Below are 16,411 nucleotides of genomic sequence, written 5' to 3'. Positions count from 1 at the left end.
TCTCGACGTGCCGGTCCAGGGCGTTGTACGCGGCGTTGACCCGCCCGCCGACGAACCACTTCGCGAACGGCGGCTCGGACCAGTCCAGGGCCTGGTCGAAGTCCGTGTCCCAGTCCAGCAGTTCCCGGGCCTGCCTGGCCCAGAACGCCGGACGGTCCGCATCAGCTTCCTTGTAGACGCCGGCGCCGACGACCGCGTTCGCGGCGAACTCCGGGGTCGGCGCGAACTTCCGGTTCTCATGGAGAAGATTTTCGAGGGCATCACCGTTGCCTACCCCGTCGGATCCGGTTGCAGCGGTGGTCGTCGATCCATTGGCGTCCTGGGACATGTGAACCTCATCATTCATCGATCTCTGCCGCGCGGGTGTCCCGTGAGCGGGGCCGCCCCAACCGAGCCGATCGTGCACGGCGTTGGGCTGCGGCGCCTCACGGGATTCCGCAAAGAGCTTTTCCGGAACCCACCTTAGCGTTTTGAGCCGACAACAAGTGTCTGCGGTCACAATCTGGACCGTGAGCGGCCGGTGATTCGCGCCGAACGGCGCCGAAGGCTCCCGGGCTGGCTCCCGACGCGGGGAATATTACGGTGCGGTATCCCGGCGTCCGCGCCCGCGCCAACTAGTGGACTGTCAGACGCGTGGCATAGGCTGAGAACGTCTCGAGACGCGAAAACTTGCCGCCTGACCTGGCCCGAAAACACGGAGTGCAGCCTTGGGCGGCAGCGTACCGGGCACCGCCGTACAAAGGAGATTTGCACATGAACCAGACGAGCCAAGGTCCGAAATACGGTGCACTCGCGCCCGGATCGGCCCCCGAAGCAGCAGCTGGATCCGGGGCGCCAGAGCCCGGCAGCGTGACCTCCCCGAAGTACCAGGCCGTGCTGGGTCCGTTCACTATCCGGGACCTGACCGTTTTCGGCTCCACCTTGCTGATGTTTGTGGGGTCCCTCCTGCCGATGTTTGGCGGGCGCTACAACCTGTGGAACCTTGACAACCTTTTCTTCCTGGCACTGGGCATCATTCTTCCCCTCGTAGTTGCCGCTTTGTTCGTTGCCCGTCGCCTGCAGCCGGGGAACATTGTGAGAATCGGTTCCCTCTCGACTGACCAGTTCGCTTCCGTTGTGGCGTCGTTCGCCTTGACCCTGTTCTTCCTGTCCGCAGCAGGCGCGTTTACCGTTTTCGTGCTCGTCGGTCTCATTGGCGCGATAGGTCTTCTGGCCGCGACGGTCCTGGCTCCCCACTTGCCGCTTCTCCGGGACGATTTCAAGGACCGGGCCGAACAGCCCGCTCACGTTGTGGCCCGTGAATCGGCCATTCCAACGCGCAAGCCTGCGGTGCCGAAGCCAGCGAAGCCTATGCCGGCGCCTGCCAGCCCGGCACCCGTAGAGGCCGATGCCCCAGCGCCAGCCGGGGAAGCCCCCGAACCCGCACCCGCCGTCGTCGCTCCCGCCGGGCCCGCCGCCGTCGTACCTGCCGAGTCGGCAGAGGATCCAGCAGCAGGCGGTGTCCGGGACGCGCATGCGCACACGCCTACGCCCGAGGAGCCCAAGCACCTGCCTACTGCCACCATGGCTACGCCGATCGTCGGCGGCCCGGATATGGTGGCCGGGGCCGCCACCCAGCACATCGGCACGGTCGATCAGCCCCGGATGTACGAGCCCATCGGCGCCACCGTGGATCCGGCCACGCGAAAGGACGAATCCGACCACCAGTCGGGGTACGAGGCATTCTGGTTCGCCGTGGCCCATCCCCGCGTCGTTGTCGACGAGCACACAGGAATGCCCGCCTTCACCATCGAACCGGGCGCGTGGGTCCTGGCCCTCGAAGACCGCGGCGAGGAATTCCTCGTGCAGGATACTGACGGCAAGGTGGGCGTCCTGCGCGATCTCAGCCACATCGAACGCGGCTGACCAGGCCGGCTGTGGACACCGTCGTCGAAACCCCGCTGGCTCTGAAGCGGCGTGCGCGCAAAATCAACAAGGCGCTTGCTGAGCTCTATCCCTACGCCCACGCTGAGCTTGATTTCCGGAACCCGTTCGAGCTGGTAGTGGCCACGGTGCTGTCCGCCCAGACCACAGATGTGCTGGTCAACCAGGTCACCAAGATCCTGTTCGCACGCTATCCGGATGCCAGGAGCATGGCCGAGGCAGAGATTGCCGAGGTGGAGACGATCCTGCAGCCCACCGGTTTCTTCCGTGCGAAGGCGAAGAACGTCCTGGCGTTGAGCACGCGCCTGGTGGACGAGTTCGACGGCGAGGTTCCCGGCCGGCTGGAAGATCTGGTGACGCTTCCCGGCGTCGGGCGTAAAACGGCAAATGTGGTGCTGGGCAACGCGTTCGGCGTCCCGGGAATCACTGTGGACACGCATTTTGGCAGGCTGGCGCGCAGGTTTGGCTGGACGTCGTCCGAGGACCCGGTGAAGATCGAGTTCGACGTCGCCGAGCTGTTCGAGCCCAAGGACTGGACCATGCTGTCCCACCGCGTGGTTTTCCACGGACGCAGAGTTTGCCATTCGCGCCGGCCGGCGTGTGGAGCATGTGCGGTGGCCAACTGGTGCCCGAGCTATGGCGAAGGCGAAAAGGATCCCGTCAAAGCGGCCAAGTTGCTCAAATACGAACTGGCGCCGGGCAACGAAGCGCTTCTCGCAAAGCTGCTTGCCGAAACCCATCGCGCGGCCGAGATTCGGATGGAATCACAAAGGAGACCGGCATGACCGCGCTCGAGGATCTCGTCAGTCTCATCACAAGGATTGATTCCGGGCTGCACCCCGGCCCTGATCCGCGGATTGCCGCTGCAACCGTAGATCCGGACAAGGCGCGAAAAGCGGCCGTGCTCATGCTCTTCGGCATCTTGGACGACGTCCCCGCCCAATCCGGGAAACCGGTGGCCCCGGCTGATTTGGACGTGTTGCTCCTCGAACGCGCCCACACCCTGGACGACCATCCGGGACAGGTGGCGTTCCCCGGCGGCAGTATCGATCCCGGGGATGAGTCAGCAGTAGCGGCGGCCCTCAGGGAAGCGGTGGAGGAGACCGGCCTGGACAGCGGTGGCGTGCAGGTGCTGGGTGTCATGCCGGAGCTCGGCCTGATCCGCAGCAATTTTGTGGTCACACCGGTGTTGGCGTGGTGGGCGTCACCGTCGCCAGTGATGGTGGTGGACTACGCCGAGTCCGCGCAAGTGTTCCGTGTTCCGGTGCGTGACCTCTTGGATCCCGACAACCGATACACCGGGACGCTCACGCGGCTCGGCCGGACGTTCTCAAGCCCGGTCTTCCAAGTCAACGGACTAGTGGTCTGGGGTTTCACCGGGATGGTGCTCAGCGGCCTGTTCGACGCTTTGGGGTGGACTGTTCCGTGGGACACGGAGCGCGTGCTCGAAATAGAGATTTAGCCTCGCGCTATAGGCGCGTCGCCGGCTGCTGCGCCCTCCCGCTACGCTGCGTGCGGGGTTGTTTTTGAGTGATCCACCACGATGCCCGTGGCGGCATTTTCCCGCACGGCGGTGATGCCGGCCGCCACGGCCTTCAGGTGTTTGAACCGCGGCGATTCCGCCACCAGGGTTCCATCGGCAGTCGTCAGCCGAAACCGGTAACCATCTTCGCCGTCTTTGAGAATTTCGAATCGTCCAGCCATCGTTGCTGTTCCCCCTTGGATACTGCCTCGCATACCGACTCGCACAGTTCGTGCGTCCTTGCACTGTGGCATTCCTCACTTCGGAAGCCATAACCCGAGACTATCGAGAAGAACCGGGAGGGCTGAAGTTACTTTGGGGTACATTACTTGCCTGAGTCATGCCAGGTTCGTTTCCGCCTTATGACTCGCATTCGGCCCGGTTGGGGGCTATGGTTCCGGACTTCAAAAGATCAGTGCGCGCCTCGGCGCCGGCACCGGGTATTCGGCGATCGCCGTCCGGAACTCTTCCTCCGCGTTGAGTCGCCGCCGGACCTCCATCGATTCCAGCCTCTGGGCATCTTCCGCGTCAATGCCGGGGTTTTTCGCCAGTTCCTTGATCCATTCGCCGGCCACGACGGCGTCATGTTGCTCGCCCAACAAACGCTGCAGGCCGATCGCCGGCTGGATCACCCCGGAAGCGTGATGGCTGAAGGCATCCGCGACTGCCTCCACTGAGTAGCGGAGGCACTTGACGTCTTTGCGTGCCTGGTGGAGCGCAGCGTTGCGCACCTCCGGGTCGCTGCTGCCCGCCTGCTCCGCGAGGCTGTGCTGCAACCGCTCCCACCGCGCCTGGAGACGCTCGGCAAGGTCCGCCGTCGGGTGCTTGTATTCCCTTGCGGCGGGCACTTCCAATAGCGCGGCTCTTGCAGCCCGCACCGTGTGTTTGCTGCGCTTGTGCCCGCCAAGGTCAGCAGCCAGCCGGGCGCTGGACGCTTCCAGTTCCTCCACGGCCAGGCGCACGGCTTCGGGGCTTTTCCAGGAATCCTTTGTGTCGAGGGATAGCCGGATCCTCTGCGCCAGGACGTAGGCATCCCTCGACTCGCCGAGTGAAGTTGCGAGCCAACTGACTTCCTCGCGGGCCGGCCGTGGGAGTTTCGGGATCATGCCGCGATAGCAGCTGAGCACTGAACGGAGCCGACGAAGCGCAAGCCTGGCGTTGTGTACGGCTTCCGGATCTGCCGCTGCGATCAGCGGCAATTGTCCCTCCAACTCTGTCAGTTGGAAGGCAATGTATGCAGCCAGTGGTGCCTGGCCTTTGTTTCCCACGGGGCAATCGTCCTCTGCTGTTGCGCCCGGGGCAATAGCGCCCCTTACTTCGCTTTGTCGTAGGAGTCGACGACGGCGACGCTCACCGGAAATTCCACCGGAACCCGCCCGAACAACAGTTCCTTGGCGGCGGCCGCGGCCTCTTCGATGGCGTTGATGCACGCTTCTACCGACTCGGTAGGCGCGTGGACCATGACTTCGTCGTGCAGGAAGAACACGAGTTCTCCCGCAGGCAGGCCGTCGGCTCGCGCGGTGCGCAGCCGCCGTCGAAGTTCGGCAAGCCAGCACGACGCCCAGTCCGCAGCGGAACCTTGCACCACAAAGTTCCGCGTGAAACGGCCCCGCGAGCGGGCGATGCTGTCCGCGCGCCGCTGTTCTTCCGCCGTCGTGGATTGCTGGCTGCGGATCCAGCGTTCCGACGGCGGTGGGCTGCTGCGGCCCAACCTCGAGGTCACGGTGCGGCCGCCTTCGCCGTCGCGGGCTGCCTGTTCGACGTAGCCGACCGCCCGGGGATAAGTGCGGGTCAGCTGAGGCATAAGGCGCCCGGATTCGCCCGTGGTGGCACCGTAAATTGCGCCGAGCAGGGCGATCTTGGCCTTCGAACGGTCGCCACCGAAGCCCTGTGCGGCGATGCCGGCGTACAAGTCCTTGTCGCGCGCAGCCTCGGCCATCTTCGAGTCCTGCGCCAGCGCCACCAGAACCCGGGGCTCGAGCTGGGAGGCGTCTGCGACGATCAATTTGTGCCCCGGGTCGGCATGCACCGCGCCGCGGATCTGGCGGGGGATCTGCAACGCCCCGCCGCCCCTGGACGCCCAACGGCCGGAAACCACGCCCCCCACCACGTACTCGGGACGGAAACGCCCTTCGCTGACCCACGCGTCCAGCCACGACCAGCCGTTGGCGGCGAACAAGCGGGAGAGCTTCTTGTACTCCAGTAGTGGCTCGATGGCCGGATGCTTGGATTCCTTGAGTTCCCACTGGCGGGTGGTTTTTACTTCGATCCCGTTCCGGTGCAGGGCACGCATGAGGTCCTGGGGTGAATCCGGATTCAGTTTCGGAGACTGGAGAATCCCGCGAAGCTCGTTGCAGAGAGCCTCCAGCCTGGCAGGCCGGTGGCCGGCGGGAGGCCGGGGACCCAGGTGGCCTTCCAGGATTTCTTCGTGCAACGTCTCCTGCCACGGCACGCCCGTGAACTGCATTTCGGCGGCGATCATGGCACCGGCGGATTCCGCAGCGAGCAGCAGTTTCAGGCGGTGCTGCCGGCCTTCTTCCCTGGAGGCCTGGCCGAGCGCGTGTTGCTGGGCCGCGAACTCGGCCCGGATCTCGTTCAGGCTTGGCTGGGTGCTGCGCGGGACCAGGTCGTCGAAAAGCGCGTCCTGCTCGGCGGGCGGCGGGGGAGGCTGGAGGACCCGCGGCGGAACCGGCATTGCGTCGTCTTGCGTGAGCTTTTCCGCGCTGCGGGCATAGTCCGTGTGGGCCGTGAACTCGGAATGGACCAGGATGGCGCGGCAGAGCGTGAGGTCATGGCAACGCTCCAGTTCCACCCCGGCCTGGAGCATCGCCGGGTACCAATCCTGCGTCCGGTTCCAGACCCAGCGCGGACGACTCTTCTCCAACACGCTTACGACGCCGGCCAGCTCGGCCTTTCGTACGAGGCGCGGCTCCGCCACGGCTACTCCGGCAGCATCGCTTTCCTGAATAGCTGCGCCGTCTGGATGGGCGGCGAGCAGCAGGTACATGCTGACAATTCTGCCCTGTGAATCCGTGGAACCTTGCACTTTGCGGACAGCTGCCGTCCGCGATGCTTCTGGCGCTTCCGTCCGGGGTGCTTCCGTCCGGAACGCGGACTCGTCCCCCACAGGGGTTGTTGTGGTTGCTTTTCCACATACGCCGATACGGGCCTTCAACGATCGTGGCGAAACGAAGAGAGTGGCTTCATGAGCGGGCAACATCTCGAGCGGATCCACAACAGCGGTGCAAGCGGGGTCGGCCCCAATGGCGCGGGCGGCTCGACGGCGCTTCAACGTGGCCGCCCTCGGCCCGGAAGGCCCGGTCCACGGCCCGGAAGGTCCGGTCCACGGTCCGGACCGGAGCCAGACCCGGTGTCCGGAGAGCCCTGGCTTCCTCCAAGTTCCGGGGAAGTCCTTTTGGTGACAGGAAACGTCAGGTTACAAGCCGAAGCAGAAAGGATCGCGGCCGCTGTCGGTGTCGGTCTCCGGACAGTCGTCGATTCATCCGCTGCCTTGCCCATGTGGGACACCGCAGGGATAGTGCTTCTTGGCAGCGATGTCCGCGACCTTCCGCCCCGTCGTCGTGCACCTTCCGTCTTGCTGGGCCTCAGCGGTGAAGGGGACTCTTTGTGGCAATTGGGAGCGGCGCTGGGGGCCGAACGCGTGGCTGTATTGCCGGAAGCTGCAGCCTGGCTGGCTGAGCACCTCGGTAGGTCCCGCGATCCGGACCCCGGAGGATTGCTGGTCGGCGTGACGGGAGGATGCGGCGGTGCTGGCGCGTCCACGGCTGCGGTCTGGCTGGCCCAGGAAGCGGCCGTCCACGGAGTCCGGACACTGCTGGTTGATGGGGATTCCCGGGGAGGGGGTCTTGAGCTTTGCCTGGCCGCTGAAGATGCGCCAGGGCTGCGCTGGCCCGATCTTGCGGGTGCCAGCGGCAGCATCGGCACCGGGCAGCTCAGCGACTCACTTCCCGTAGCCGGAGGATTCTCCTTCTTGTCTTGGCCGGGCAGTCGCGACCGTTCCCCGGACGTGGAGCCCGGGGCCGTCGCGGCTGTCCTTGATGCGGCGCGGCGGGGATTTGAGCTGATCATTGTCGATATCGGCCGCGGAACAGAATCGCTTGGCAGCTTCGCCTGGGACTGCGACAGGATCCTTCTTGTGGCACCGGCCCAACTCCGCGCAGCAGTCGCTACGGCCCGGCTTCTCCAGGAGCTGCCGCCCGTGGACACAGCCCTGGTGATCCGGGGGAATGCCGGTGCGGCCCTGGACGGACCGCTCATCGCCGAATCGCTGGGACTGCCCCTTCACTGCGTGCTCCCCGAACTCCGCGGTACTGCCGCGGCGGCTGAACTCGGACGCCTTCTGGAATTCGGCAAGCGCAAGGCCGTGCGTCGTTTTGCGGAATCCGTCCTTCAACTACTCGACGACGGCGCAGTATGAGCGCCTCAGCATTCCCAAGCGGCGAGCGCCGACGCAATACCCGGCTTTTGGACGCCGCGCTCCTTGAAGCCGTGCGGGAAACCGTCATGGCCGACGCCGGACCGGTCACTCCGTCGCGCGTGGCAGCGGCCGTCCACGCCACGGGCAGACTCCTCGGAACCGTTGGGGCGCTCGCCGCCGTCGAATCGATCAGCGCAGAACTGAGCGGACTTGGACCTCTCCAAGAGCTTGCACGCGATGCCTCCGTGACGGACATTTTCGTGAATGGCCCGGACTCGGTGTGGTTCGACCGCGGCAACGGGCTGGAACGGGCACGGGTGCATTTCGACGGCGAACCTCAGATCCGTGCCTTGGCCTCCCGCCTTGTGGCGGCGGGTGGGCGTCGCCTGGACGACGGTTCGCCGTGCGTCGATGTCCGTCTCGACGGCGGATACCGGGTGCACGCAGTACTGCCTCCGATTTCCACCGCCGGAACCTTGTTGTCCGTGCGGATTCGGCGCGAGGAGGTTTTCTCGATGGACGAGTTGCGTGCGGGAGGCATGTTCGGGGCGCCCGTCCAGCAGGTGCTGCAGGCCATGGTTGACTGCAGGCTGAGCTTCCTGATCAGTGGGGCCACCGGTTCCGGGAAGACCACATTGCTGTCCACGATGCTCGGCTTGAGTAGCCCGCGCGATCGGCTCGTCCTGATTGAAGACGCTTCGGAGCTGAACCCGGTGCACCCGCACGTGGTTTCCCTTGAGTCCAGGCACGGGAACCTTGAAGGCGGTGGCGCACTCGACCTTGGCGAACTCGTTCGGCAGGCGCTGCGCATGCGGCCGGACCGGTTGATCGTGGGCGAGTGCCGCGGTGCCGAAGTCCGTGAGCTGTTGACGGCACTCAATACCGGCCATGCAGGTGGCGGCGGAACAATCCATGCCAACACCGCCTCCGCAGTCCCGGCGAGGCTCCTGGCCTTGGGCGCCCTCGCAGGCTTGAGCCGGGAAGCGGTTCAACTGCAGCTTTCAACGGCATTGGATGCAGTGGTCCACGTCGAACGGACGCCTGCCGGAAGGAGAGTGTCCTGCATTGGATTGTTGGCGGAGGACGCGTCTGCCCAATCGATCGTGCCCGCTGTCGAACTGCGGGCGGGTGCCGCCGTTGCCGGCCCCGCGTGGAGTGACCTCGCAGCGCGCCTTGAGCTGGATCCTGGGCTCCTTCCTGGGCCCCTGGGACTGTTTTCCCGAGCGGATCACCATGGGGCGGTTGCGTGAGTGGATTCCTCATTCTCGTCCTGGCGGCCGCTGCGTGGGGGATCTTCCAACCGTCCCGGCGACTTGGCAAACGGGTAGTGCGCGCTCTGTCTGGTGCTCCCTCGACTCGGCCCGGGCCTGGGCCCGTGGCTGGGCCCGTGGCTGGGGCTGGGGCCATGGCGCGCATGCCGCGGAGACGCTCTCGCGCGGACGCATTGCCGCTCACCGTACTCGTACAGCAGTTGGCCGCTCTCCTCCGGGGTGGCCGTTCGACGTCGAGGCTGTGGGAGGAACTCTGGATGGTGCATGAAGCGAAGGATCACCGCATTGGTCCGGGCGACTCGGAGGTCCTCAAGGCCCGAGGAAAGGACCCGGGATTGCGCAAGCTATCATCTGGGTCTCTTCAAGTTCTCGCAGCAGCCCAGGCGGCCTCGATGATGGGGACATCGGTCGCCGAAGCCATCAGAACGTCGTCAGCGAACGATCTTCAGGGCGGGAATTCCGTGGAACGCCGAATCTGGAGAGAACTTGCCGCCTGCCTGGACGTTGCGGAGGCGAGTGGTTGTCCGTTAGCCGACGTGCTGAGCCGATTCGCCGCCCAACTTGACGCCGAGGACGACGCCGGTGATGCGCGGCAAACTGCCTTGGCCGGCCCGAAAGCCACTGTGCGCCTTCTGACCTGGCTACCGGTGTTCGGCCTGGGGCTGGGCATGATGCTTGGCGTGGACCCGCTGGAGGTCCTGCTGGCCAACGGAGTCGGATTGGCAGCGCTCGCGGCTGGCTGCGTCCTGACCGTCATCGGCAGAATCTGGTCATCTCGATTGGTGCGGGCCGCGGTGGGCGTTGACTGATGGGCCCGACCTTCCCTGCCATCGGGGTGTCCCTGGCGTTGATCTTCGCGGCAATTCTCGGGCTGGCGTATCAGGGAAGAACCCGGCGGCGCACAGCCTTGCGGATGCTTCGCGGCTCGCCCGGGAGCAACGGCCCGCTGAAGAACGCTCGCAGGGACGGGGCCGTAGACGCTCTCCCGAATCCGGAGCGGCAAGAAGGCCTACGCAATGTGCCCATGATCCTTGAGTTGGTGGCTGCCATGCTCGAGTCAGGGGCGGGGCTCGGAAGGTCCCTTGAGTTGATCGCCGGATGCGCGTCCCCGCAGCTCAGCCGTTCCCTGCGAACGGTGGTTGCAGCCCTCGACATCGGAACGGACTGGGAGACGGCATGGCGGAGTTCGGGCCAGAAGTGCATTGAAGCGCGCAGGCTCAAGGATGCGCTCGCCTTCGCTGCCCTGACCGGAGCGCCATCCTCGGCCATCCTTTATGCCCAGGCAGCACGCCTGCGGCGTGAACAGTTCAGGATGGCAGAGAAGCGCGCTGCCGCGCTCGGAGTGAAACTCGTGATTCCGCTGGGTCTGTGTTCCTTGCCTGCCTTCATCTGTCTCGGTGTCGTCCCGGTGCTGTTGGCAATGCTTCCGTCCGGGGGATAGCCGGCAGGCCCGCCCGAGTTTCCCTCCACACAAACGATCAGAAGCGAGTTTTCCACTTAGGAGACTTGGGGACTTTCGAAGCCTCGATACCGACGGAAGAGTCGAAGTACAGCCGGTAGCCACGCCGGCGCGAAGAAAGGAACTGAAATGAACACAACCGTCGACCCCGCCCATACCGCACTGGCCCTCGCCCAGGCAGCTCCTCCTCGGCGGGAGGCCGAGGTCCTCGAACTGTTCCCGGGCTCGTCGGTAAGCAGGACTGGTCGGCTGCCAACCCACCTCCATTCCAATGCTGAAACAGGCCGTGCGCGGTCCAGCGACGATTCTTCCGCTCCGAAACGGTCGAAGAAGCGGCCCAGCGGGTCCGAGCTTGGCATGGCAACGGCCGAGTAGACAGTTATCTGGAATACAGTATATGTCTACCCATGTTGCCGCCTTACGCGAGCAAACGAGCCGGAGCGAACGGTCCGTGGGGGGCTCAAGTACCTCGGAGTCCGGACTCCGCCCGACCGGTGGCGGTAAGGCGTTTTGAGCATAGGAAAGGATTCATAGACGAGGCGGGAGCCGGAAGGCGTCCAAGGATGGGGTTCCAGCGGTCGGCGAGTCCTTTGGTAGCCTTTCGGACAGCGACGATAGCCATGCCTAATGGATCGCAGAGACCTTCAGGGCGTCGTTCATTTTCTTGACACCTGCAATTCGTTTGGATTCGGCATCAATCAACCGGAATTCCAGGATGTGGATTCGCTGGTAGGCGGCATCTCTTTCGCGTTGTCTTTCCTTTATTTCTTTGTTCTTGGTGCGGATCTCCATTTGAAAGTCTGCCGAACGGCGCCGACATTCCGATTCCCAATCGACGAGCCGAGGCTCGGTGGCTAACTCCCTACGTCGTTTGAACTCAGCAACGACATCCGGATAGGCGTAAACGGTTTTGGGGACAACACCGGCGATCTTCGCTAGTCGTGTAATTGTTGGCCTTCCGTATCGGTGGCCGGCCGCCGAAAAGAGTAAGTCGAGAGCTGTCTGACGCTTCTGGGGCGTGGGCTCAGTTGTCATCGCGATGCCCATATGTTTCTATCAAGTTCACGAGCCACTGCGTCTGCCGTGTTGGCGACGTCCTCGACCTGTGCAATCTCGAGTTCGCTCAGGAGGACGTGAGACGCCAGGCCCCTTGCAGCCCGCCCGCGCTCTTGCCAAGCGTCCTTGGTGGGCGGCCGAGATCCGAGAATTGGCACAGCTGGTCGGCTGGCACAGTTCGAGTACGGGAGACCCGTCTGAGTCGCTTGACCTGCACAGGGCAGTTGCTGGGTCGAAGAAGCAGTCCGTTAGCAGGCCACGATGTAGCGTCCGTCCCATATGGGCAAGCATTCGGTCGCGCCTCCGTTCGTCAACTACGCTTCCCGGGTACGCGGGCAAGGAATCATGAACGCGCGCGAGCTCGCGGTTGATGCGGCCGCTCGCCGGTCCCGTTGACACTTCACCTGCCAGTTCGCTCTCGTAGATGTCCACGATGTCTCGCCTTTTTCGGAGGTCCTGCTCGGCTTCGACTTCTTCTGAACCCCGAGGCGCTTGTTCCTGCGTAGCCTTCGGAGATCTGTTTGCTCAGGTGCTGAAATTGGCGACCACCAGCAACAATTCCGGCTGTGGGACATTGCAGACGTTTTGGGCGTGGATGTCGTCGATTTGCTTGCGCTGAGTGTCACGAAGGCGGAGCGGACCGCTTGGGGACAAGCGCCGCGTAGGCCCTTTCTGGGCACCTCCCGCCGCTTGGGCCGTCGGGCGGCTCAGATGCGGATGCTCCGATGAGCGCAATGAGCTAGCGCTCCGCCGCCACAACTTTGGCGTCCCCAGCCTAGGGACGCGCCTATTCGCCAACTCGACGCATGGGCCCTCGTAAAAGATCCGAGATTGCCCTGAACACGCGGACAGAGGCGTTTGCCCAGTTACCCAACTCCGTGATTGTATGATCTCTGTATCACCACACCCTCCACTTGAATCGATCGCCTGAACGATCGAGGGAGGTCATTGTAATGCCCAATACTCGCTACCTGGTGAACCCAGATCGAACGATCCTTACAATCGAAGAATTCCGCCGAATCAAACGCTCAGGCTTTTCGGCCTCCGTCGGCACCAGATCAGGCCAGTCTCCTTCCGCCCGGACGCAAGACGCGGCCATGTTTGAATTGTTATTCACGACGGGAATTCGGCTAGGTGAAGCAGCGTCGCTCACGGTAAGCCAGGTTCAGAGCGTGAAAATCGAAAATGGGCAAGACGTCGGGCTCCTGTTTCTCGATCGTTACAAATGGAACCGGCCGCGGCCGGTGTGTATAGACAAGCGTGTCCTGGACGTCCTCCGAGAGCACACCACGAAAGGTCGCGCCGAGCTTGGCGGAGCACCAGACAGTGGGGCACTTTGGCTCACCGATCGAGGCCTCCCCGTACACCCTTCTCACTGGACACGGGCGTTTCGGCGAGCAGCGGTACGAAGTGATCATCCAGGGCGTCTCGAGGGTGTCAGTGCCCAAGCTCTACGACGCTCGTGGACAGTTCACATTTGTCAGTTTATGCGCGGGACGCCGGGACTACTGAATGCCACGAATGCTCGTTACGACGCGTTCGTATCGGCCGAGGAAATCCACAGGATAGGTAGGTTCTTCGGCGCTTCTGACCTTTTGCGCGGGGCGATCCACCAGCTAGCCCTGGCCTGTCGATAGCTTGTGGCCTCCAACGGGTATTGCGAGTTGAGGGGGCCAATGCAACTCTTTGCTCTAAAACTATGCCGGGTAGCGGGGTCCGGACCTAACAGTCAAGGAGCATCGGCCATGGCGGAATTATGCATTAGCCTCAGCCTGAGGGTTGGCATGACTCTGGCGGAGCTCTGGGCTTTTATGGACTTCTTCCGGCCTGCACGTGATCCGGGGCTGACATCGTCGGGCGGGACGGAAACGGTCAGGTGATTGGCCTGAGGTTCTGCTATGACGCATCGCTGCTGGGCCGGAAGCAAAGGTGGCGATCCCGTTTCGACTAGACGCGGTCTTCCTGCCTCTCACTTGGGCGGCCCGCGTTGGTTGAGCAGTGTGGGTCATCGACTCGTGGTGACGGGCGGGGCTCCACATTCCATATGACCGCGTGGCGTCTGTCCGCACCGCCGCATGAGCTGCGCAAAGTGCGCGGCCAACGGCACCTCAGCTCGCGTTACCCCGTCGAGTACGCGGGGGCGCCGAAGGAGGCCAAAGGCGTAACGCCGGAACAGGTGGTTGCGACGACGGGCTGGTCCCGGGCGAACGCGCGAGGGCCCTTGACCGCGGTCAGAAAACGCAAGGTTCCGGTCAGGGCAGTGTCTCGCAAGCTCGTCCCCGAATGCACAGCTATGACTTGCGCTCAGCGAGCAGAAATACGCGAGACACGGATATCATTTCTCGAGCGTCTTGACTCTAGGCCGTTCCGGCACGGCAGTGATCCCCTCCACCGTGGACTGATCGCTGGCGGGCCCACCGCCAGTGACAAACCGAACAGGCCGAGCTCCGCCCACCTCACGGACTTCACCGAAAGAGACCGCGTGCGTGTGAACTGCTGGGCAGCGAGGATCAGGGTGCGATGACGGGCAAACCTGTATGGTATCCATGGACCAGATCTGAAGGAGTTGCCATGCTGGTGTTCTCAAATTGAGCGAATGCATCCAACTAAGGGCGGTAGCGTCCGCCTTCTCCTCGCCCACATACCGTGCTCTCGCCCAGGCACAATGGACGCCAGCACTAACGCGGCTCGCAGTTTTACACGAAGTGGACGGCGTGACCGACAGCACCCCGCTTGGAGAGGCTCTCGAGACGGCATATGCCCAGCTGGTGCGCGACTACCGGGTGGAGTATGTATACAAGAACACCATCGCATCCACCATGGTGTTCGGCCGACACAGTCCCGACACCGCGTCGGCTGTTCTGGAACTGGCCGCGGGCGATTCCATTGCCGACATAGTCGTTCTCAACGGGGCATCAACGGCCTACGAAATCAAGACCGATCTGGACCAATTTTCTCGTCTTCCCCAGCAGGTCGCTGATTACGCCAAGTGCTTCGACAAGGTCATCGTGGTGACCTCACGGGCCAAGGCCGAGGCCGCACTTGACCTCGTCCCGTCAGCTCATGGCGTTATCGGCGTAGATCGGCGCGGACGGATGCGCACGTATCGTGAGCCAACGGTCGATGAAACGCGTCTGGACCCGGGACTGATGTTTCGAATGCTTCGGCGTGAGGAGTACCTTGGCATCCTCAAGCGCACCATCGGCTTCGGGGTGGACCCCACGGAAGGCGATGGCTGGATCGAGGCGCGTACCGCTTTTGCAGCACTTCCTCCGAACGTAGTCCGGCATGAAGTGTTGGTGGAACTACGAAGACGAGGAATGGCAATTGCCAAAGTTAATCCGTCAATTCGGCGTCTACCAAAAAGTGTCCGGGCGTTGGCCTACTCAAGCAAACTGTCTCGGGTCGGCTTCGGCCGATTGCTGACTAGGCTGAACCAGCCCGTGTCGTCTCTGGCCGGGTTGTGATTCTTCCGACATAATGATTTCGTGGGTGCCGAGATCCACGAATTTTGGGGGAGAAATGTATTTTCCGTACTTCTACGGCCGCGGAGCGGAACTGCTCGCACTGAGGGATGTCGCTGGGACGCTGGCATCGAGTCTTGGCGGCGGCCAGAAAGTTTTCCCGATCATCGAATCGCTCCAAGCCAATGCGGGGCCCCTAAAAACTGCTTTGGACGCACTTCGAGCGGCCGGCATGAAGGTTTTCGTGATCACCAATCCCTGCCACGAGGAGCTCGCAAGTACAACAAACAACGCGGCATGGATGCTGAGGCTCAGCGCCGATCTCGCTGACCCTCGTGTCGTTCGCCCGACGTTTATGGTGACTACCAACACGCAGAGTTCTGAGCTCAGGGCATTCCTCACCCAGTACCCGACTCAAGACATCGGCATCGTTGTCCGACACGACTCAATCAATCCTAACGATTTGCAGAGCGAGCTCGGATCCCGCAAGGCTCTGGTCTTCCTGCATCGCGCATGCGATCCCTCCCAATATGAAGCAGTGCTTCCCGCGTCGGCATGCGTGAGAGTCACAGAGAGTTTTGTCCCTGAGGAACGCAATGCCGACTACGGCCCTGCTGAGCTCTTCAGCGAAGAGGCTTCGACCTTTCGGACAAAGGGGCACGCAGGGTTCTCGGATTTCACTCTGCTCTCCAAAGGAATTCCGAAGCTCTCGAAAGGTGGGCTCGCGTCCGCCGTTGCCATACACCTCTCATTCATTAACCCGTCGACCAACCATATTTGGGTCCATCACTACGTTTCGAACACGACGCAGCGCTCTGCGGGCAGCATCGGAAGTAAATTCCTCGAGGCCCTCGACAAACTCGACAGCGACCTCGCACACAATCCTGGAAAATACGTTGCAACTTTCGGCATCGGTGCGTTAAGGGCATTCCATGCGATGCGGAAAGAGACGAACCTTGCCACCAGCAAGCGCCATCAGATCACTCATCACCTTGAAACTGTGCACTCCATTCTCTAGGCGAAGGGACTTCGGCACGCCGTCAGCAAGGACACGATAGCGATCAGTCGCCCCTCTGCTAAGGGGTGACCACTGCGTCGAGGAACCAGAGAATATGCGATATTGAAGCCTGCGGTGCGCTTAATGCGAGATCGCGGCGTCCGGCGCCGACGTCAGCAGCCGGGTCCGGGACTGGTTCGGCCGCAGCCTCCTCTTACACTGATCGGCCTCGGCACTCTTCGAGGGCGTTTCATGGCATTTCTGCATCCGAAGATGTCCAT

At 63.2% G+C, this 16,411-nt stretch carries 16 protein-coding genes; 11 read left to right on the top strand and 5 right to left on the bottom strand.

All coding sequences use genetic code 11. The features are described 5' to 3' along the window. Positions 1-328 (bottom strand): acetyl-coenzyme A synthetase N-terminal domain-containing protein (locus ABH924_RS17945; RefSeq protein WP_404500975.1); only part of this gene is annotated, 328 nt, incomplete at its 3' end. Between the two features lie 425 nt (positions 329-753). On the opposite strand from ABH924_RS17945, the gene ABH924_RS17940 reads away from it, so the two are divergent. Genes ABH924_RS17940 through ABH924_RS17930 form a run of 3 tightly spaced genes read left to right on the top strand, consistent with a single transcriptional unit; the run spans position 754 to position 3,385 of the window. Continuing rightward, complete coding sequence (locus ABH924_RS17940; RefSeq protein WP_404500973.1) at positions 754-1,905, top strand: hypothetical protein; 1,152 nt, start codon at positions 754-756, stop codon at positions 1,903-1,905. An 11-nt stretch (positions 1,906-1,916) separates the two neighbouring features. After that, positions 1,917-2,708: an endonuclease III gene (gene nth, locus ABH924_RS17935; protein WP_404500971.1), complete on the top strand. Its 792-nt coding sequence runs from the start codon at positions 1,917-1,919 to the stop codon at positions 2,706-2,708. After that, positions 2,705-3,385, top strand: coding sequence for an NUDIX hydrolase (locus tag ABH924_RS17930; RefSeq protein WP_404500968.1), 681 nt, complete (start codon positions 2,705-2,707; stop codon positions 3,383-3,385). Before nth ends, ABH924_RS17930 begins: the two co-directional genes overlap by 4 nt. 41 nt (positions 3,386-3,426) lie before the next feature. Here ABH924_RS17930 and ABH924_RS17925 read toward each other — a convergent pair whose 3' ends face one another. The 3 genes from ABH924_RS17925 to ABH924_RS17915 form a co-directional block, all read right to left on the bottom strand. After that, positions 3,427-3,627, bottom strand: coding sequence for a YegP family protein (locus ABH924_RS17925; protein ID WP_404500966.1), 201 nt, complete (start codon positions 3,625-3,627; stop codon positions 3,427-3,429). A 222-nt stretch (positions 3,628-3,849) separates the two neighbouring features. Next, positions 3,850-4,713, bottom strand: coding sequence for a CHAD domain-containing protein (locus ABH924_RS17920; RefSeq protein WP_404500964.1), 864 nt, complete (start codon positions 4,711-4,713; stop codon positions 3,850-3,852). Between the two features lie 44 nt (positions 4,714-4,757). Then, positions 4,758-6,452 (bottom strand): bifunctional 3'-5' exonuclease/DNA polymerase, encoded by a 1,695-nt coding sequence (locus ABH924_RS17915; protein ID WP_404500962.1) that lies wholly within the window; start codon positions 6,450-6,452, stop codon positions 4,758-4,760. Positions 6,453-6,863: 411 nt separating this feature from the next. On the opposite strand from ABH924_RS17915, the gene ssd reads away from it, so the two are divergent. The 5 genes from ssd to ABH924_RS17890 all read left to right on the top strand — a co-directional run bounded on the left by ssd (position 6,864) and on the right by ABH924_RS17890 (position 10,988). Then, a complete protein-coding gene (gene ssd / locus ABH924_RS17910; RefSeq protein ID WP_404500960.1) occupies positions 6,864-7,883 on the top strand; it encodes a septum site-determining protein Ssd in 1,020 nt (339 codons plus the stop codon). After that, positions 7,880-9,133 (top strand): TadA family conjugal transfer-associated ATPase, encoded by a 1,254-nt coding sequence (locus ABH924_RS17905; RefSeq protein ID WP_404500958.1) that lies wholly within the window; start codon positions 7,880-7,882, stop codon positions 9,131-9,133. The genes ssd and ABH924_RS17905 overlap by 4 nt, the downstream gene beginning before the upstream one ends. 278 nt (positions 9,134-9,411) lie before the next feature. After that, a complete protein-coding gene (locus ABH924_RS17900; protein ID WP_404500956.1) occupies positions 9,412-9,963 on the top strand; it encodes a type II secretion system F family protein in 552 nt (183 codons plus the stop codon). Then, entirely contained in the window at positions 9,963-10,595 is a 633-nt protein-coding gene (locus tag ABH924_RS17895) for a type II secretion system F family protein (RefSeq protein ID WP_234748731.1), read from the top strand. The genes ABH924_RS17900 and ABH924_RS17895 overlap by 1 nt, the downstream gene beginning before the upstream one ends. A gap of 147 nt (positions 10,596-10,742) precedes the next feature. Continuing rightward, complete coding sequence (locus ABH924_RS17890; RefSeq protein WP_404500954.1) at positions 10,743-10,988, top strand: hypothetical protein; 246 nt, start codon at positions 10,743-10,745, stop codon at positions 10,986-10,988. 249 nt (positions 10,989-11,237) lie between these two features. On the opposite strand, the gene ABH924_RS17885 is transcribed toward ABH924_RS17890, so the two are convergent. Further along, entirely contained in the window at positions 11,238-11,660 is a 423-nt protein-coding gene (locus ABH924_RS17885) for a hypothetical protein (RefSeq protein ID WP_404500952.1), read from the bottom strand. 962 nt (positions 11,661-12,622) lie between these two features. Between ABH924_RS17885 and ABH924_RS17880 the strand changes: the two genes are divergently transcribed. The 3 genes from ABH924_RS17880 to ABH924_RS17870 all read left to right on the top strand — a co-directional run bounded on the left by ABH924_RS17880 (position 12,623) and on the right by ABH924_RS17870 (position 16,151). Next, on the top strand, positions 12,623-13,306 hold the full coding sequence (locus ABH924_RS17880) for a tyrosine-type recombinase/integrase (protein WP_404500950.1): 684 nt from the start codon (positions 12,623-12,625) through the stop codon (positions 13,304-13,306). A 1,077-nt stretch (positions 13,307-14,383) separates the two neighbouring features. Further along, positions 14,384-15,136 (top strand): sce7726 family protein, encoded by a 753-nt coding sequence (locus tag ABH924_RS17875; protein ID WP_404500948.1) that lies wholly within the window; start codon positions 14,384-14,386, stop codon positions 15,134-15,136. Positions 15,137-15,191: 55 nt separating this feature from the next. Beyond that, complete coding sequence (locus ABH924_RS17870; RefSeq protein ID WP_404500946.1) at positions 15,192-16,151, top strand: sce7725 family protein; 960 nt, start codon at positions 15,192-15,194, stop codon at positions 16,149-16,151. Positions 16,152-16,411 lie beyond the last annotated feature (260 nt).

The sequence above is a fragment of the Arthrobacter sp. GAS37 genome (assembly GCF_044908325.1).
Taxonomy (GTDB): domain Bacteria; phylum Actinomycetota; class Actinomycetes; order Actinomycetales; family Micrococcaceae; genus Arthrobacter; species Arthrobacter ramosus.
This window is presented reverse-complemented; position numbering and strand designations above follow the sequence as displayed.